The organism is Acinetobacter sp. AB03 (genome assembly GCF_058107045.1).
On sequence record NZ_JBUEBA010000002.1, the window covers coordinates 2,362,645 to 2,379,977 of the forward strand.

Genomic DNA, 17,333 nt, shown 5'->3' on the forward strand with positions numbered 1-17,333 from the left:
TTAGACAGCGCGGTAAAAAATCAAATATTTCGACTGCCAACCACCACAACCCAATAAAAAAATCCACCAAAGGGTGGATTTAAAACTTAATTCATCTTTTCAATGCAATCGACGCTTTTATATGGCAGCAGCCGGATGAAATAAAGCATCAATCTGCCGCTGTACGCCAAGTACATAATCAATTGCCTGCTGCATTTGTCCTTCAGGTAACTGATCTTCTGTGCCAATACAAGTAATGACATGATCCAGTTGCTGCGTGAAATTAAAGACTGGAATACTAATCGCATTGATCCCAGCCATCATATCTCCTGTGACTGAAGCATAACCTTGACTCAGAATTTTCGCTTTCAGTTCTAAAAAATCTTCCCAATTTGCAGGATACTGCTCTGGTTTAGCGCTACTTTCCCATTCTTTTTCCAATAATGGCTTGATGATGTGCTCAGGCTGAAAGCAGGCATGCAAGCGCCCTGTCGCAGATTTCAGCAGCGGCATGCGTGAACCAACTCGGGTAATAATATTAAAGACATGGTTAGATTCTAGAGACTGAACCACGACCGCACCATCGGCAAACCATTTACTCACATGAATACTGCAATTCAGACGTTGCTGAATGTCCTGAATATAACGCTGGCTTAATTCCAACATATCTGTTCGTTTGAGTGCATTCACCCCAAAAGCATGTGCGCGCTCACCTAAACTATAACGCCCATCCGCTAATTGCTGAGCATAGCCTTTACGAATCAAACTCACCACATAACGGTGTACTTTGGCCGGATGCATGGATAAAACTTCGGACAGCTCTTTTAACATCATCGGTGCATTATGTGCGGTTAATGCATCTAATACGGTTAATCCAACTTCCAGAGACTGAACCCCTCCCTGTATTTTTTCTTCCTCAACACTCATCGCTTTACCCTGCATAGCTGCATTAGTTGTCATAACTCCATTGGTGAATTGTACTACTTAAATCAAAAATGTGAGCCATCTAAACCTGACTCTCTCATTCAGAGTAGTACAACTCAACAATTTACATTATTCATAAATAAATTATTTATTGCGTAATTTTAAAATATAAGTATGATTCTATCTAGAACTTAAATTTTCCACGGAAAGGATCAATATCCATGAGCAAACGCTTGAAGTCATTTGTTGAAATTGCTGCACATTCAGATTTCCCGCTAGAAAACCTGCCTTATGGCATTTTTAGTGAAAAACACAATTCGCAGCCTCGTGCTGGCGTAGCACTGGGAGAATGGGTGGTTGATCTAGCGGTACTGGAAGCGCATGGTTATTGTAAACAGGCAGATGGCAAACTGCTCTTTAATCAGCCGACACTGAATATGTTTATTGAATCAGGTCAAGTCAATTGGTCTAAGGTCCGCGCAGAATTACAAGCTTTGTTGTCCGCAAATAATCCTGATCTTCGTGATAATCAGGCCCTGCGTGATCAGGTCTTCTTCAAACAATCAGACGTTAAAATGCATATGCCTGTACACATCTCAGGCTATACCGATTTCTATTCATCTAAAGAACATGCCACCAATGTCGGTTGCATGTTCCGTGACCCGAAAAATGCGCTGTTGCCCAACTGGTCAGAACTCCCTGTTGGTTATAATGGACGTGCCAGCTCAGTTATTGTGAGCGGCACTGACATTGTCCGTCCATCAGGACAAATCAAGCTGCCAGATTCAGAACGTCCCGTATTTTCTGCTTGCCGTAAACTCGACTTTGAACTTGAAACTGGTTTTATCGTAGGCAAGGCAAGTCAGCTGGGTCAACCTGTTCCAATTGAAAACGCTTGGGATCATATTTTCGGTATGGTGCTGTTTAATGACTGGTCTGCTCGTGACTTGCAGCAATGGGAATATGTGCCACTTGGTCCGTTTAATGCCAAAACTTTTGCGTCGTCTATTTCACCTTGGATTGTGACGCTAGAAGCACTTGAGCCATTTAAAACCAGTTCGCCTGAACAAGAGCCAAAACCTTTGGCTTATCTGTGTGAAGACAACAGCAGCAACAGCTATGACATTCATCTTTCGGTTGAAATTCAGCCTGAGAATGACGAAAAAAGTGATGTGATCTGCAAAACCAACTTTAAATATATGTACTGGTCCATGGCTCAGCAGCTCACACATCATACGATTGCGGGCTGTAACTTGCAGGTCGGTGATTTGATGGGTTCAGGGACCATTTCAGGGCCAACTCCAGATTCTTATGGTTCATTGCTCGAAATCACATGGAATGCCACCAAACCTTTAACGCTATCAAATGGCGAACAGCGTAACTTCATTCAAGACGGCGATACCATCATTATGAAAGGCTATTGCGAAAAAGATGATTTGCGTATTGGCTTTGGTGAAGTCAGCGGCAAAATTCTGCCAGCAGTGGATTTTGGTTTTACCCAATAATTGCAGACTAGGATCTTGCCCATGAAACTGTATACCTATTTTCGTAGTTCTGCGGCTTACCGAGTTCGTATTGGCCTGAATTTAAAAGGTCTGACTGCTGAACATGTACCTGTGCACTTAGTCAATAATGGTGGTGAACATCATAGTGAAAGCTACCGTCAAATCAATCCGAGTAAGCTGGTGCCCACATGGGCAGAGCAAGATTTTGTCTTGATCCAATCGCTAAGTATTCTTGAATATTTAGAAGAAAAATTCCCAGACATGGCCCTGCTCCCTCAAGACTTGCAGCAGCGTGCTTTGATCCGTGCATTTAGTTTGAGTATTGCCTGCGATATCCATCCACTCAACAACCTACGGGTACTTCAGTACCTGACGGGTACATTTGAAATAAGTGATGAGCAGAAAACAGCTTGGTATAAACACTGGGTTTTAACGGGCTTTAAAGCCCTTGAAGCACAACTGGAACAGTCAAATGGCAAATTCTGTTTTGGCAATCAGCCGACCCTAGCGGATTGCTGCCTGATTCCACAAGTCTATAACGCTCTACGTTTTAATCTTGATTTATCCGATTATCCAAAAATTTGTTCGATCTATACCCATTGCAACACTTTAGAAGCCTTTCAATACGCTGCACCTGAAATGCAACCTGATGCAACTTAAGTTTTTTATAAGGATATAAAAATGACCATTCAAATTGAAAAAATTCACCACGTGGCCTACCGTTGTAAAGATGCCAAAGAAACGGTGGAATGGTACAAAAAAAATCTAAACATGGATTTCATTCTCGCCTTTGCTGAAGACCATGTCCCTTCAACCAAAGCCTTTGATCCCTATATGCACCTCTTCCTAAACGCAGGAAACGGCAATGTGTTGGCTTTCTTTGAACTACCGACCCAGCCTGAAATGGGCCGCGATGAAAACACCCCCAAATGGGTGCAGCACATTGCACTCAAAGTCAAAGACCGTCATGCACTGATTGATGCGAAAGAACACCTAGAAGCCAATGGTATAGAGGTCTTGGGCATTACCAATCATGGTATTTTCCACTCAATTTATTTCTTTGATCCAAATGGTCATCGTTTGGAACTAGCCTATGACGATGAAAAAGCGCCACAAAAAATTGCCATGATTACTGAACAAATGAAATATGACATGTTAGAAGAATGGAGCAAAACCAAACGCGCGCCGCAGCATACGCATTTCCTACATGCAGATGAATTAAGCCATAACTCTCGTACCGCCAAAGTAGACGCTTAAGTCTGGCGGAAGTTGTGCTGATGGTGAATGCCTTAGAGGCAACTTCAACGATGATAAAAAAACGCAAAGCAGCTTCGGCTGCTTTTCTGATTTAAATAGATAGGATTTCTTATTTTAATTAGCTACTTAGAGCACCTTAAATCTCCTATCAATCATCAATAATTACTTTCCATTTGCTTCACGGCGAATCCTATTTCCGTCCTCATCCGTATCGAATCAAATCGAATTGTTCATGCATGAAACCTGTTTACGCATCCCTTTAAACTTATACGTTTTAGCTAGTCAAGTAGGCAGCAATTTCATCAGCCGCAGCTCTTGCTGTTCTGGACACTCCAATTAAAGTCGCCGATGCCATGCCTGTCCACTCACCATAGCCAACCAACCATAAATTATTTAGTTTCATTGAACGCCCATTATGGACAGCAACCGTTTGATCAGGCTCGACCACACCAAGACCTCTTAAATGATTGAGTGCGGGGTTAAACCCTGTACACCAAATGACAGCATCTACCGCTTGCATTGAACCATCAGCCCAAACTGCCGAATGCTCAGTAAATGCTACAAAAGGCTCTCGACTGTGCAAAACTCCTCGTGTTCTTGCCTCTTTGACACTGTCTATCATGACAATATCACCCAGACCACCAACAGGCTGATTGATCACTTTACCTTCCTGTTGGGCTTTTAAACGCTCCGTTGCCCGAAGAAACAAGACCCGCCCATCAACATCATCCGATAAAAATTGAGGTGGTGTTACTGTGACCCAAGTGGTATCTGCAACTTTTGAAACTTCAGCAAGAATTTGTGCGCCTGAGTTTCCGCCCCCCACCACGATGACTTTCTTGTTTTTAAAAGGCGCTGCATTCATATAGTCCGCTGAATGAAGCTGTATTCCTTTAAATTTTTCACGTCCAATATCATTAGGAATATGAGGCTTGCTCCATGTACCTGTTGCACTGACCACAGCCTTTGCCCGCCAATATTGATCTCCAGCATACACATCTAAATAGTCATCTTCTTGTTCAATATGATCGACATGGACTGGCCGAATGGTCGGAAATTGATAGCGTTGCTCGTATGCCGACAAATACTCGATCACTTCATTTCGCGTTGGGTAGGTGCGTTCAGTCGTTGGCATCATCCAACCTGACAACGAACTCCATGTATGCGGTGAAAAAAGACATAGCGACTGCCAAGCATGCAGCCATGCACCGCCAGCTTGCGATTGATCATCTAAAATCACAAATGGCACTTTTTTACGTTTGAGGAAATACGCTGTAGCAAGTGCCGACTGACCACCACCGATGATAACCACATCAACTTCTGCTTTTAGTTGAGCCAAAGCCACTCTCCCATTTGCTATAGTTAAGCCATATTCAAAATTAAAAAGCCCAGTCTATGCAACAGGCTGAGCGAATTTTACAAATTGATCAACTCTGTAATTGGGCTTTTCAATTGCTCAAGCTGCTTTTCAACATCTTTGATCATCTAAAGTTTATAAGCTACGTTGATTGACACGCTTAGATAATTCTTCTGCCGACTCTTTTCGCTCTGAATAACGGTCTGTGAGGTACTGACTTTGCCCACGCGTCAGTAGCGTGAATTTATACAGCTCCTCCATGACATCGACAATTCGATCATAAAAGGCTGAAGGTTTCATCCTGCCGTCTTCTTCAAACTCTAAAAAAGCTTTGGGAATAGACGATTGGTTTGGAATGGTGATCATACGCATCCAACGACCTAAAATACGCATCTGGTTTAAGCTATTAAAAGACTGTGAACCACCACTGACTTGCATGAGCGCCAAAGTCTTGCCTTGGGTTGCACGAATAGCACCACCTGCCAGTGGAATCCAGTCAATTTGCGATTTGAAAATTGAACTCATTGAGCCATGGCGTTCCGGCGAGCACCACACCATGCCCTCTGACCATGCCAAAAGTTCATGTAGTTGTTTGGCTTTTGGATGTTCCATATCCGCATCTTCAGGTAAGGGCAAGCCCTTAGGATGAAAAATTTTTACTTCAGCGCCAAACTGCTCCAAGATACGACCAGCTTCCATCACCGCCAATCGGCTGTATGAGCGCTCACGGTTTGAACCATACAGCAGCAAAATACGGGGTGGATGATCTAGCACTTTAGCTTGTACTTTTTCTAAAGTCGGTTGATCCAAAAGATTCATATCTACATTTGGGAGAGTCATAGAAATTACACCTCTTCTTTAAAAAACTTTTTTCTAAGCCACAAAGACACACTGACTAAAGCAATCAACACTGGTACTTCAACCAGTGGACCAATTACAGTAGTAAACGCCACAGGTGAAGCTAAACCAAAAGTTGCAATGGCTACAGCCAGCGCCAATTCAAAATTATTTCCCGCAGCAGTAAAAGAAATTGCTGTGGTTTTAGGATAGTCATTCCCCATCCATTTGCTCATGAAGAAGCTGATGAAGAACATCACGATAAAGTAGATTGTCAATGGAATCGCAATACGCAAGACATCGAGTGGCAAGCTCACTACATCGTTTCCTTTAAGGCTAAACATCGCCACAATCGTAAACAATAAAGCCAGCAAACTCAGTGGGCTAATCTTGGGTAAAAAGGTATTTTGATACCAAGCCAAACCTTTAGCACGAACCAAAATAAATCGGGTCATAAAGCCAAGAAAAAATGGAATCCCTAAATACACCAATACCGCATGGGTAATGGTCCAGAAATCGACATTGATCACCTGTCCTGCAATACCGAAATAAGGCGGTAAAAAGGTCAAGAAGAGCCAAGCATAAGTACTGAAGAATAAAATCTGGAAGATACTGTTAAAGGCCACCAATGCAGCAACATATTGGTTATCCCCACAGGCCAAACCGTTCCACACCAAGACCATCGCAATACAGCGTGCTAAACCAATCAAGATCAAGCCGGTCATATATTCAGGATAGCTATGTAAAAAAATGATGGCTAAGGCAAACATCAAAACAGGTGCAATAAGCCAGTTTTGTACTAAGGAGAGTGTCAGCGTTTTCTTATCTTTAAACACCTGTGGCAAAGCAGCATAGTCCACTTTTGCCAAAGGTGGATACATCATCAAAATCAAACCGATCGCAATCGGAATATTGACTGAATCCACACTCATTTTATCCAAAGCCACCGAGGCTTGCGGAAAGAACACACCAATCGCAATGCCCAATGCCATGGCAATAAAAATCCATAGCGTGAGGTTACGATCTAGAAAGGATAATCTTTGTTGAGCCATGATGATCTCATTCAATATGCGAAATTTGATTGATCGCGGCTATCAACTCAGGACGAGACATATGCGCTGTATCGAGTGCCAATAAAGCGTCTAAGCGTCGGTTGATATGATCAACGGTGACTTGGAAGGCTTTGAGTTTTTCTTCTTTCGGTAAATCCAAGTGTGATGGATCTGCTAAACCCCAATGTGCTTTGATTGCACCACCTAAATAGAGCGGACATGCTTCCTGAGCGGCTGAATCACAAACCGTAATCACCACATCAGGTTGGAATTGTTCGCAGTCATCAATGGTCTTACTCCACAAACCTTCGGTTGAAAGACCTAAGTTTTCCAAAGTTTCAATGGTCAATGGATGTACCTGTCCAGATGGCTTGCTACCTGCACTGTATGCTTTCCAACCCTCTGGGGCACGACTATTAAACAGCACTTCTGACAGGATGCTACGGCAACTATTTCCAGTACACAAAAAAAGGAATTTCATATTGTTCTACTCGCAATAACTATTGATTTGTTGAAATGATGGAGCAACTTTTGGCTGTAAATCAGCATTTTTAAGGGTGTTAAGTACGTCTATACACCAAGTAGGTAAATTGGGATTGAGACTGTAATAGACCCATTGTCCTTGACGTCGATCTTGTAAAAGACCAGAAGAGCGTAATAAGGCTAAATGCCGTGAAATCTTGGGTTGGCTGAGTTGTAGTTTTTCAGTCAAATCACAAACACACTGTTCATTATTTCCAAGAACCAACATGACGATGTTGAATCGCGTTTCATCAGCCAAACATTTAAAGAAATTGATTTGATCCATACTTTCACTCACTCTGACATATGGATATATCAATATTCACATATATCCATGAAATTTTTATTTCAAACGTAACCCATTTGCATCAAGCACTTGTTCACCATCCTCTTTAGTGAAAGCACCCTTTTGTGGGAGTGGCAGAATTTCTAAAACCAGTTCTGACGGACGACTTAAACGAGTTCCTAGTTCAGTCACCACGAATGGGCGGTTAATCAAAATTGGATACTGAAGCATAAAATTAAGCAATTGATCTTCAGTCCAATCCTCTTGATCAATTCCTAATTCTGTATATGGAGCAACATTTTTACGAATCGCTTCTCTCACCGTTAAACCTGCATCCGCGATCATTTGAATCAGTTCATTTTTAGATGGAGGTGTTACAAGGTACTCAATCACTTCAGGTTCAATATTGGCATTACGGATTAACGCCAATGTATTACGTGATGTACCACATTCAGGGTTGTGATAAATCTTAACTTTTGGAGTAGCAGACATTTGCTCAAACTCAATTGAATCTTTATATATACTTATATATGAATAATCATATATATGCAACTCCATATTTAAAGAATATAAAATGATCTTTTTTGAATATATAGTGATCGAATGAGCGTGTTAAAATTAGATAAAACCCAAGATTTAGAGGTCAAGCTATGGAAACAGTCATGATTACTTTGATCTTAGTTATTATTTTGATTTTACTTGTCATATTCTATAAAAAGAAAAAATAAACCATGGCTTTTGGGTTTACGAATAGACTCAGTAATGCCCGCCCAATTAATCGGTAACAAGGTAAGACAGCTTTTCGCTCTCTTCTTAGCTTAGGAATTTCTGAATTATAGCCCATAAAATCAGCAACGACCTCTAACGCTTTAATACAGCGTTAGAGGGATAATGATCTCAAGATTGTATTGCTTCGGCTGTCTATTTTGCCGTATTAGGCACCATCACCAGCCCAAACCATATCCACTTTTTTTAAGCATTGCTTAATGCACTAACTAAATCACCAGTACCCTTCAAGTCAGACACCTGTCCGTCCAAAGGCTGACTAAACTGGATTCGCTGAATCTTTGCTGCACGCTCTGCGGAGAACACAGGGATTTGACTCATCGCAAATTCAGACAGAGCGGTAATGGTCAGTGAGGGATTCACACCTAAATTTCCCGGCACAATTGAACCATCTAATACGCGTAAATTTTGATAACCAAAGACTTGACCGGTGAAGTCTACAACGCCATTCGACTTATCATTACCCATCGCAACACCACTCATAATATGTGCTGTCGTTGGCGTTCCCAGTAGAATTTCAGTAAGTGCAGAACCCGGTTCTCCACCTAACTTTTGTGCAATCATTTTAGTGGCTTCTTCAGCCGCTGGGAATGAAACGGTGAGTGGCGTGTCCCCTTCTTTTTGCACGGCAGTGATACTATTTTTGAACAGTCGATACCACTTTCTACGCCATTCAAAATGAATAAACGCTTCAGACTTTTGCATTACCAATAAAATAATAGAGTCTTTGGCTTTACCCTTATAACGCAGTACTTTAAAGGTTTTTAAGGGATGCAACAGTGTAGTGAACACAAACTTCATAAAGCGCATAAAGCCCTGACCAGTCACCATCGGCACATATGGAATATAAATCCATGAAGCATCCGCACCTTCAGGGAAACGTGTGACCTCGATATTGGTATCTGCATCGACTGAAATAAAGGAGCTGATTGCCACACCATCATCCAGTTTTTTACCAGTATTGTTCACTGTGGTCAGGGTTTCCGAGTTCGTCCGAACTTCCTGTCCCAGCAATGAAGAAATATTGGGTAAAGTCTTATGCTGATCCCGCATTTTTAACAACATCGGTACCGTACCCATCACCCCTGCAGATAACACTACCCCACGACTGCGTAAACTATACTGACGAACATTCTTGCCTAAAGTTTCTTTGACGATGATTTCATAGCCTTCACCACCATCCTCACTCAAGGGTATAATTTTGATGACTTCAGAGCTTGGGCGAATTTCAACGCCATTACGCTCAGCAAAATACAGATAATTTTTCATGAGGGTGTTTTTGGCATTATTACGACAGCCCAACATACAACTGCCACAATAAATACATGAGTTACGATCTGGCCCTTCTCCATTGAAATACGGATCTTTCGCTACTTGTCCTTCCAGACCAGCTACTTGTGAAAAGAAGACCCCCGTATTCACCGTTTTAAATGAATTTGCATATCCAATTTCACTCGCAACTTCTTTTAACGTGTCGTCTGCAATATTGGTATAAGTATTATTCGCTGTACCCAGCATACGTTGAGCTAGACCATAAAATGGTTTTAAGGTGTCTTTCCAATCTTTACGAATTTTCGTCCAAGCCTCGGACTCAAAAACTGCATCAGGTGGAATTAAATGTACATTGGCATAAATTTGTGAGCCCCCACCAACACCTACCCCATGCAAAATGGTGGTTTTACTGGTGAAAGTAAATTGCATCGTGCCTTTGAATCCCAGTTCAGGTCGCCACAAATAGTTTTTGGTGTCTAAATTGGTGGTTGGAAAATCCTTGTCTTCACGGCGTAAGCCTTTCTCCAAAATCAGGACTTTATAGCCTTTTTCACTGAGGCGTAAAGCACTGACCGATCCACCAAAGCCTGAGCCAATCACGATTTGATCAAAATCAAAATCTTTATTCTTCATCCTATTAACTCCTTTAATAGTTTTATTTTTCTGTTTTTAAACACACCAACCCCTTCACTTCAAAATACCCATCTTGAAGTGAAAAGTGATTTTGAGGTTTTAAAATTTAAGCGCTTATGACTTGATGCGGATCAATAAATTCAACAGCCAATTGGCAAATTTTCCGTAAGGCGGCGCGAGAAACTTCAAGCTCGAAAAACCCGCCTGATAAAACACAGGACGCATTTTGGAAAAAGTCAAAAAGCCTTCATAACCATGATAGTGCCCCATCCCGCTGGCACCGACTCCACCAAATGGCAAGTCATGCTGCCCGACATGAAATAAGGCATCATTGACCGAAACCCCGCCCGACATAACTCGGCTGATATAAAATTCGACTAGGCTTTTGTTATTACTAAATGGATAAAAGGCCAATGGACGATCACGCTGTACAATATAGTCCACCACCTCTTCAGGCTTCTGGTAGATTTTGACCATCAAAATTGGGCCAAAGGTTTCACGCGTATCGATTTCCATCGCATCATTGCTGTTCAACACCAAAGTCAGTGGGAATTTTCGTGTCCCCGCATCAGGCTCTTGCTGATTTAAATTAATCAAACTTGCCCCTTTGGCTTCAGCATCTGCCAAGCTATGTACTAAGCGCTGAAAGGCACGCTCATCAATCACAGAAGTATAATCTTTGCTATGAATATCAGGCACATGTTCCTGCACCCACGCTGCCGCGGCTTGAATAAAAGCTTGTAACTTCGACTCATGTACAAATAAATAATCGACATTGGTACAAATTTGCCCCGCATTAAACTGTTTCACAAACATAATGCGTTCTACAGCTTTCTCAATAGGGTATTCAGGATCAATCACCGCAGGAGATTTACCACCCAACTCCAAAGTCACTGGCGTCAAGTTCTGTGCTGCAGCAGCCATGACTTTACGCCCTGTCGCACCAGAGCCAGTAAACATCAGGTGGTCAAACGGCAATTTTGAAAATTCGATGCCTACTTCACCAGTCTCATCGAAAATCTGTAATTTTTCCGCTTTAAAGTATTTGGGACTTAACTCAATCAGTAATTCAGCCAAATGTCTTGAATTTTCAGACATTTTAACCATAGCCGTATTCCCCGCAGCAAACACGGCCGACAACTGTGAAAACATCAAATTGATGGGGAAATTCCACGGCACAATAATTCCAATCACCCCCAGCGGCTGCGGAATCACACGGTTTTTTGCACCAAAATACAGGCTATGATCGACATGTCGTTTTTGTACTTTGGTCCAGTGTTTCAAGTGTTTGATGCTGCCGTTTATGTCATCCGTGACAGTAATAATTTCTGCCAATAAGGTTTCATGACGTGAACGATTGCCATAATCACGATTCAAGGAGTCAATAATTGCTTCACGGTGATTGTTAATCAATGCTTTTAAATTCAGTAAATGTTGCTTGCGTTGTGCAATCGTTTCAATGCCTTGCTGATGAAAGCTTTTGCGCTGTAATTGAAAACAATCGTGCAATGTCTGTTCTATCACTGTTTGCTCGATATGAGACTGAACCGTAAGTTGCATATGCTTTTCCTTTCACGGCTAAAATGGTGATTAAATACTTCTTTTCTATGTTGGTTGAGATAATCTCTTATCCTACTTTAACAAATGGCTTGAATTATGCTTGACTTTTTAGGACACTAAATTGATCTTTTAGGACAACACGGAATGTTGTGATGGGAAGTTATATTCGTGCAGCCAGCCTCGGCGGTTTTGAAGACTTAGTCCGTAGTTATGGCATCAACCCTATAGAAATCTTGAAAGAGATCGGGATTTTACCTGCTTTACTCCGCGATCCAGATTCATTTATTCATTATGATCATTATTTAAATTTATTGGAAAAAGCGGCCTTAGCTTGTCAGGATGATTGCTTCGGTTTAAAACTCGGTGCACTCCAAAATATTAGCACAATCGGTTTGATTGGCGTCTACATGTCCCGACAAACGACCATACTTGAAGCCTTAAGCGTGGCGCAAAATTATGTCTATTTACATGCTGAAGGCATTGTCTTCCACGTCTCGCAACATAATGCTCTGCTCTGTAAGCTGAACTTTGTGCGTTTAAGTGAATACAACACCGATGTACCACAAAAATCACAACTGGCCATTTGCCTTGTCACGAATATTCTCAAAGATTTGATTGGTTCACAGTGGCATGCTGAAAAAATTTGCTTCAAGCAAAAACCACCACAAAAAGGTGCCCAAACTTTCCAAGCTCACTTTTCATGTCCGGTGGAATTTGAAACCGATGAAGATGCGCTATATTTTCCCGCAAGCTTTTTAAGCTATAAACCCTATAACTTTAATGAAGATGCCATTAATCAACTAATCGTACAGCAGCTTGAAACACAAAGCAGCACCAAAACTGAAGACAATACCGCACTGATAGAGAGTTCAGTCCGCATGCTGATGGCGACAGGAGACTGCAGCATTGAAAATATCGCACTCTGTATGGGCATGCATCCGAAAAAGCTTCAGCGCGCTTTAAAAATGCAAGGAACAAGCTATCGAGATATACTTGAAAATGTCCGAAAAAAAGAAGCGCTTCGTATGCTTGATGCAGGCAATGTGAATTTGACAGATATTGCTCTACAGTTGGGCTATGCAGAGTTATCTATTTTCAGTCGCAACTTTAAAAGCTGGTTTGGCATTCCCCCAACCGAGTTAAAAGCCAAAACTAGAAGCCCTATTGTGTGACTTCTGGTTTTGCTACTTTGTTAAATCAAAAGTGCCCAAAGGATTCAAGCATCTAGTTTAAATCCGTTGCATGTCGCACTATTCAATGCATACTCAATTGATTATTTCGGGAAAACAAAGGATGCGACCAAGCGTGCACCCCAACCTTTCGGGCTGCCGTCAGTATCATCAACCCAATATCGAGCACCACCGCCCACACTAATCGCCTGACCATTTAGGCGAATCACTTTGGTCACAGTCAAGTTGACAGGAACTGTGGCTTCTTCTGCATTCCAGTCATATGTCGTTTCAGTATTCAATGCCACCGTCGTACTATTTGGATAAGTGTAACTAATAAAAGGTTGCACAAAGGTACTACTGATCGCCTCAACATCATCTTCATGCTCTACTCCCCAAATATGGTTTGCCAATGCCCCAAATGTCTAACCGTGACTTTGCTTCAAAACGACAAAAGTTGGGCCAGCACCGTATTGATCTGCACCCAAGGCCTTTTCCGAAGCGGTTGGAAAGAGCAAGGCAGGGCCTACACCCCATGTAACCCCATTGTCCGATGTTTTTGAGGGAGAAAAGAATAAGCTTTGTACAATGTCACCCACGCCCCAATCATCATCACGCCCCCCTTCATTATAAATTTGATAATTTACGGGTAATACAGTACGAGAGATCAAATTCCAATTTTCATTTAATTCAATCGGGATAACGGGCTGAATATTGAGTTAATAACGTTCTATATTTTTAGCCATACCAATGTTTTCATCATAATTTAATTGAAATGGCACACTGACCAAGTTCGCGACAGGATTTGATAACTGTTGGGCCAAATCTGCACCATTGTCGGCATAAGCCTGAGAAGCTCCTAATCCTCCCAAAATGCTAAGAAAAAGTAAGCCTTTTATTGCTCTAGGATTGAAAGAAAAATTATTCATGTACTTATCGCATCCTTCTAATCATTTATGGTTCACAGTAGAGCGATAGCAAACTAAAACTCTAAATTTTTTAATAAATTATGCTTTTAACGGTATAACAAAACTACAGCTTAATTTAAGTCAAGATTGAGTGCTGATTGCACCGCTTAATGACCACCTATCTTCATTCATCTATATTTAAAACTAAAGATTTTTGTTATTAACATTTGATTCAAATTTATATGTTTTTTTATAACACAACGCAATATATCCGCAACAATTATCATTGCTGCTGTAGACCATATTAATCATGTAAAAACAATAGCTCGATCTTCTAAATAAAAATAATCGATAAATGATCTACAAAATATAATTTTGTATTATAAAGCAGTAAAAAAAACCGTGATAAGCATCACAAAAAGATTTATTACCACACTTAATTGAGTAATTTTTAACCAAAAAATAAATTTTATATTTCAAATTATATATTTATATTTTTCATTAACTTAGGTTGTATAAATGTATATTTTTAGTATAAAAACTCTATTGTGATTACTTTTTGAACTGATTAGTTATATCTAGAGTATTTACTCTTATTTTAATTGTGCTATTTTTGTGACACGGAGTAACAAATGATTTCGGTTAACCGACTTCTCCAAAAGCCAAAAAACATAAACACAAAATGAGCAACAAACATTTGCATTTGCACCTCAAGGAAAGACGTAGAATGAAATTAAAGACATTAACGACAGCAATGATTTTAGCAACTGTACCAATGACCGGGGCATTTGCCGCTGCTCTAGATCGTTCAGGTCAGTCAATCTCTGCATTCTTGCAACCTGGTAACTATTTTGAAGCAGGTATTTCTGTATTAGATCCAGATGTATCTGGGAAGGCTATTTCAACTGCTGGTGGCGGCAATCTTTCTGACATGGGAGATGATTACTACTTCCCCTCAGCTGCTCTTAAATTACAAGTAACAGACCACTTCTCATTTGGTTTGATCTATGACCAACCATTTGGTGCTGATGCTGCATACTCAACAAGTGACCCACTTGTTGGTCTCAATACAGGTTTGTTCCACTTAAACGGTGAAGCAACTGAAGTAGAAGTTGACACTCAAAGTTTGTCTATGATTTTTGGTTTCCAGCCAAATGAAAATTTCAACATTTATGCTGGTCCTGTTTATCAAACAATTAAAGGTAATGTTCAATTACGTGGTGCGGCATATGGTTCAGCTAACGGCCTTGGCTTATATAATGCTGATTTAGATGAAGATGGTGCAGTTGGCTGGTTAGCTGGCTTTGCTTATCAAATTCCTGAAATTGCTTTAAAAACATCTATCACTTATCGCTCTGAAATTGACCACAAAGCATCTGCTCGCGAATATGGTCAAAGTAACGTATTAGCATTTGTTGGCAGTAGCCCTGTTTACGATGTAGCAACAGATGCAAATATTACAACTCCCCAATCTGTTAACCTTGATTTCCAAACAGGGATCATGGCAAATACAGTTGCCTTTGCAAATGTACGTTGGGTGAATTGGAAAGACTTTTCTCTTGACCTAAAACAATTCGGAACTGTTGCAGATACTCTAGGTGCGCTAGGCCAGACTCCAGACAACCCAAATGGCTTTGATATTGTTGCTTATACTGATGACCAATGGTCAGCAAACGTAGGTGTAGGCCGTAAATTTAATGATCTATGGGCAGGTAATGTCTCAGTAGGTTGGGATTCTGGTGCAGGTAATCCTATATCAACTCTTGGCCCAACTGAAGGTTACTGGAATGTTGGCTTAGGACTTCAATATAGTCCAACACCTGCAACCTTTATCGCTGGTGGTGTTAAATACTTCTGGTTAGGCGATGCAAAAGCGCAAGCCGCATCTAACTTTGGATCAGATACTTATGTTGCAGAATTTAATGACAATGATGCTTTAGCTTATGGCTTAAAAATCGGTTACAAGTTCTAATTACTAATACTGAAAAAACCATCTGCAAAGATGGTTTTTTCATTTTCAACAATGACACCTACGCTCTTTTTTATACACTTGTGATTCATTTGAGCAATAAACAAACACTTAAACATTTTGCATAATATTCAATCAGCCACTCAGCATCTAAAAATAAATCCATATAAATCATAAAATTAATATTTTTTTTAGTGTTTTTACTCTACACAAGTACAATTTTTAACTTTTCAGTTCATTTTACAACCGTAGTTGAGCATTTACTCTTTTTGTATTTATGTTACTTTTCGTGCCAATCACTTACATAAAGCTACAACAAGGAATGTTCCCTATGAAGCTTACAGCTCTTCGCTCGGCTATTTTGCTCAGCTTAATCCCAACAACTTCTGTCATAGCTGGCGGTCTAGATCGATCTGGGCAATCAATGTCTGCTTTTTTTCAATCGGGCAACTATGCTGAAGCTGGTTTTACAGTAATTGATCCAACTGTAGAAGGTACCTCTACAGTTGTTAAAGATGAAAAAATCAGTGATATGGGAGATGATTACTACTTCCCTTCTGCAGCGATTAAAATACAGCCAACCGATAATATTTCACTAGGATTATTATATGATCAGCCTTTCGGTGCTGATGCAACCTACTCATCAACAGCAGGTACATTTGGTAATGGTACGGAAGGAACTTCTGTTGAAGTTGATACTCATAATCTAACAGCGCTGATTGGTTACCAACCCAACCAAAACTGGAATTTTTATGCAGGCCCCGTATATCAAACAGTTGAAGGAAAAGTTTCATTACGTGGTGCCGCATACGGTGGTACTCGTCTATTAGGTGGCTACGACATAGATCTCAAAGAAGATGATGCTTTCGGTTGGATCGCAGGTGCCGCATACTCTATCCCTGAAATTGCACTTAGAGCGGCTGTCACTTATCGCTCTGAAATCAAACATGAACTTGATACTTCAGAAACATTTGCCCTAGGTGCTGTTGCTCGTCCTAACTCAAACACAGAAGTTGTTACACCTCAGTCTGTAAACATTGATTTGCAATCAGGTGTCGCTAAAGATACCTTAGCTTTTGCAAATATTCGCTGGGTACATTGGGATCAATTTGCAGTTAAGCCAACATATTTAGCTGCTGCAACACAAGCTGCAAGAGGTAAAGCACAAAATCTAATCGACTATTCAGATGATCAGTGGTCTATTACAACAGGTCTTTCTCATAAGTTTAATGATAAATGGGCTGGTTCAGCTTCTGTTGGTTATGACTCTGGAGCAGGTAACCCTGTTACGACACTTGGCCCTGTAGAAGGAAACTG

The 17,333-nt window shown here is 40.8% G+C and carries 18 protein-coding genes; 6 read left to right on the top strand and 12 right to left on the bottom strand.

The window, feature by feature from the left end:
* Positions 1–117: 117 nt before the first annotated feature.
* Positions 118–939 carry an IclR family transcriptional regulator gene (locus tag ACY3FQ_RS11980; RefSeq protein ID WP_180644919.1) on the bottom strand — a complete coding sequence of 274 codons (822 nt, stop codon included), beginning with the start codon at positions 937–939 and terminating at the stop codon, positions 118–120.
* Between the two features lie 185 nt (positions 940–1,124).
* Between ACY3FQ_RS11980 and fahA the strand changes: the two genes are divergently transcribed.
* From fahA to ACY3FQ_RS11995, 3 genes are read left to right on the top strand one after another with little or no spacing between them, the layout of a single operon-like run.
* Positions 1,125–2,408: a fumarylacetoacetase gene (gene fahA / locus ACY3FQ_RS11985; protein ID WP_180644917.1), complete on the top strand. Its 1,284-nt coding sequence runs from the start codon at positions 1,125–1,127 to the stop codon at positions 2,406–2,408.
* A 21-nt stretch (positions 2,409–2,429) separates the two neighbouring features.
* Complete coding sequence (gene maiA, locus ACY3FQ_RS11990; RefSeq protein ID WP_180644819.1) at positions 2,430–3,068, top strand: maleylacetoacetate isomerase; 639 nt, start codon at positions 2,430–2,432, stop codon at positions 3,066–3,068.
* Between the two features lie 21 nt (positions 3,069–3,089).
* Positions 3,090–3,665, top strand: coding sequence for a VOC family protein (locus ACY3FQ_RS11995; RefSeq protein ID WP_201950569.1), 576 nt, complete (start codon positions 3,090–3,092; stop codon positions 3,663–3,665).
* A gap of 274 nt (positions 3,666–3,939) precedes the next feature.
* Here the strand turns inward: ACY3FQ_RS11995 and ACY3FQ_RS12000 are convergent, their stop codons facing one another.
* The 8 genes from ACY3FQ_RS12000 to ACY3FQ_RS12035 form a co-directional block, all read right to left on the bottom strand.
* The gene (locus ACY3FQ_RS12000; protein ID WP_201950564.1) at positions 3,940–5,004 is read right to left on the bottom strand and encodes an ArsO family NAD(P)H-dependent flavin-containing monooxygenase; all 1,065 of its coding nucleotides are present in this window, start codon (positions 5,002–5,004) and stop codon (positions 3,940–3,942) included.
* Between the two features lie 153 nt (positions 5,005–5,157).
* Entirely contained in the window at positions 5,158–5,862 is a 705-nt protein-coding gene (gene arsH / locus ACY3FQ_RS12005; RefSeq protein WP_201950561.1) for an arsenical resistance protein ArsH, read from the bottom strand.
* Between the two features lie 5 nt (positions 5,863–5,867).
* Positions 5,868–6,911 (bottom strand): ACR3 family arsenite efflux transporter, encoded by a 1,044-nt coding sequence (arsB, locus tag ACY3FQ_RS12010; RefSeq protein ID WP_005005948.1) that lies wholly within the window; start codon positions 6,909–6,911, stop codon positions 5,868–5,870.
* 7 nt (positions 6,912–6,918) lie between these two features.
* Positions 6,919–7,392, bottom strand: coding sequence for an arsenate reductase ArsC (locus tag ACY3FQ_RS12015; RefSeq protein WP_005005946.1), 474 nt, complete (start codon positions 7,390–7,392; stop codon positions 6,919–6,921).
* Positions 7,393–7,398: 6 nt separating this feature from the next.
* A complete protein-coding gene (locus ACY3FQ_RS12020) occupies positions 7,399–7,719 on the bottom strand; it encodes a metalloregulator ArsR/SmtB family transcription factor (protein ID WP_004981310.1) in 321 nt (106 codons plus the stop codon).
* Positions 7,720–7,776: 57 nt separating this feature from the next.
* On the bottom strand, positions 7,777–8,211 hold the full coding sequence (arsC, locus tag ACY3FQ_RS12025) for an arsenate reductase (glutaredoxin) (protein WP_005005940.1): 435 nt from the start codon (positions 8,209–8,211) through the stop codon (positions 7,777–7,779).
* A 480-nt stretch (positions 8,212–8,691) separates the two neighbouring features.
* Positions 8,692–10,410 carry a GMC oxidoreductase gene (locus ACY3FQ_RS12030; RefSeq protein ID WP_201950556.1) on the bottom strand — a complete coding sequence of 573 codons (1,719 nt, stop codon included), beginning with the start codon at positions 10,408–10,410 and terminating at the stop codon, positions 8,692–8,694.
* Positions 10,411–10,524: 114 nt separating this feature from the next.
* On the bottom strand, positions 10,525–11,970 hold the full coding sequence (locus tag ACY3FQ_RS12035; RefSeq protein ID WP_201950554.1) for a coniferyl aldehyde dehydrogenase: 1,446 nt from the start codon (positions 11,968–11,970) through the stop codon (positions 10,525–10,527).
* Positions 11,971–12,122: 152 nt separating this feature from the next.
* Here ACY3FQ_RS12035 and ACY3FQ_RS12040 point away from each other — a divergent pair, with 152 nt between their 5' ends.
* Entirely contained in the window at positions 12,123–13,142 is a 1,020-nt protein-coding gene (locus ACY3FQ_RS12040) for an AraC family transcriptional regulator (protein WP_201950552.1), read from the top strand.
* A 101-nt stretch (positions 13,143–13,243) separates the two neighbouring features.
* Here ACY3FQ_RS12040 and ACY3FQ_RS12045 read toward each other — a convergent pair whose 3' ends face one another.
* Genes ACY3FQ_RS12045 through ACY3FQ_RS12055 form a run of 3 tightly spaced genes read right to left on the bottom strand, consistent with a single transcriptional unit; the run spans position 13,244 to position 14,068 of the window.
* A complete protein-coding gene (locus ACY3FQ_RS12045) occupies positions 13,244–13,552 on the bottom strand; it encodes a hypothetical protein (protein WP_227509192.1) in 309 nt (102 codons plus the stop codon).
* Positions 13,553–13,564: 12 nt separating this feature from the next.
* Entirely contained in the window at positions 13,565–13,810 is a 246-nt protein-coding gene (locus tag ACY3FQ_RS12050; protein WP_265102682.1) for a hypothetical protein, read from the bottom strand.
* Between the two features lie 48 nt (positions 13,811–13,858).
* Entirely contained in the window at positions 13,859–14,068 is a 210-nt protein-coding gene (locus ACY3FQ_RS12055) for a hypothetical protein (protein ID WP_262471301.1), read from the bottom strand.
* A gap of 706 nt (positions 14,069–14,774) precedes the next feature.
* On the opposite strand from ACY3FQ_RS12055, the gene ACY3FQ_RS12060 reads away from it, so the two are divergent.
* A complete protein-coding gene (locus ACY3FQ_RS12060) occupies positions 14,775–16,019 on the top strand; it encodes an OmpP1/FadL family transporter (protein ID WP_201950545.1) in 1,245 nt (414 codons plus the stop codon).
* A gap of 328 nt (positions 16,020–16,347) precedes the next feature.
* A partial coding sequence (locus ACY3FQ_RS12065; RefSeq protein WP_489774104.1) for an OmpP1/FadL family transporter occupies positions 16,348–17,333 on the top strand: 986 nt, incomplete at its 3' end.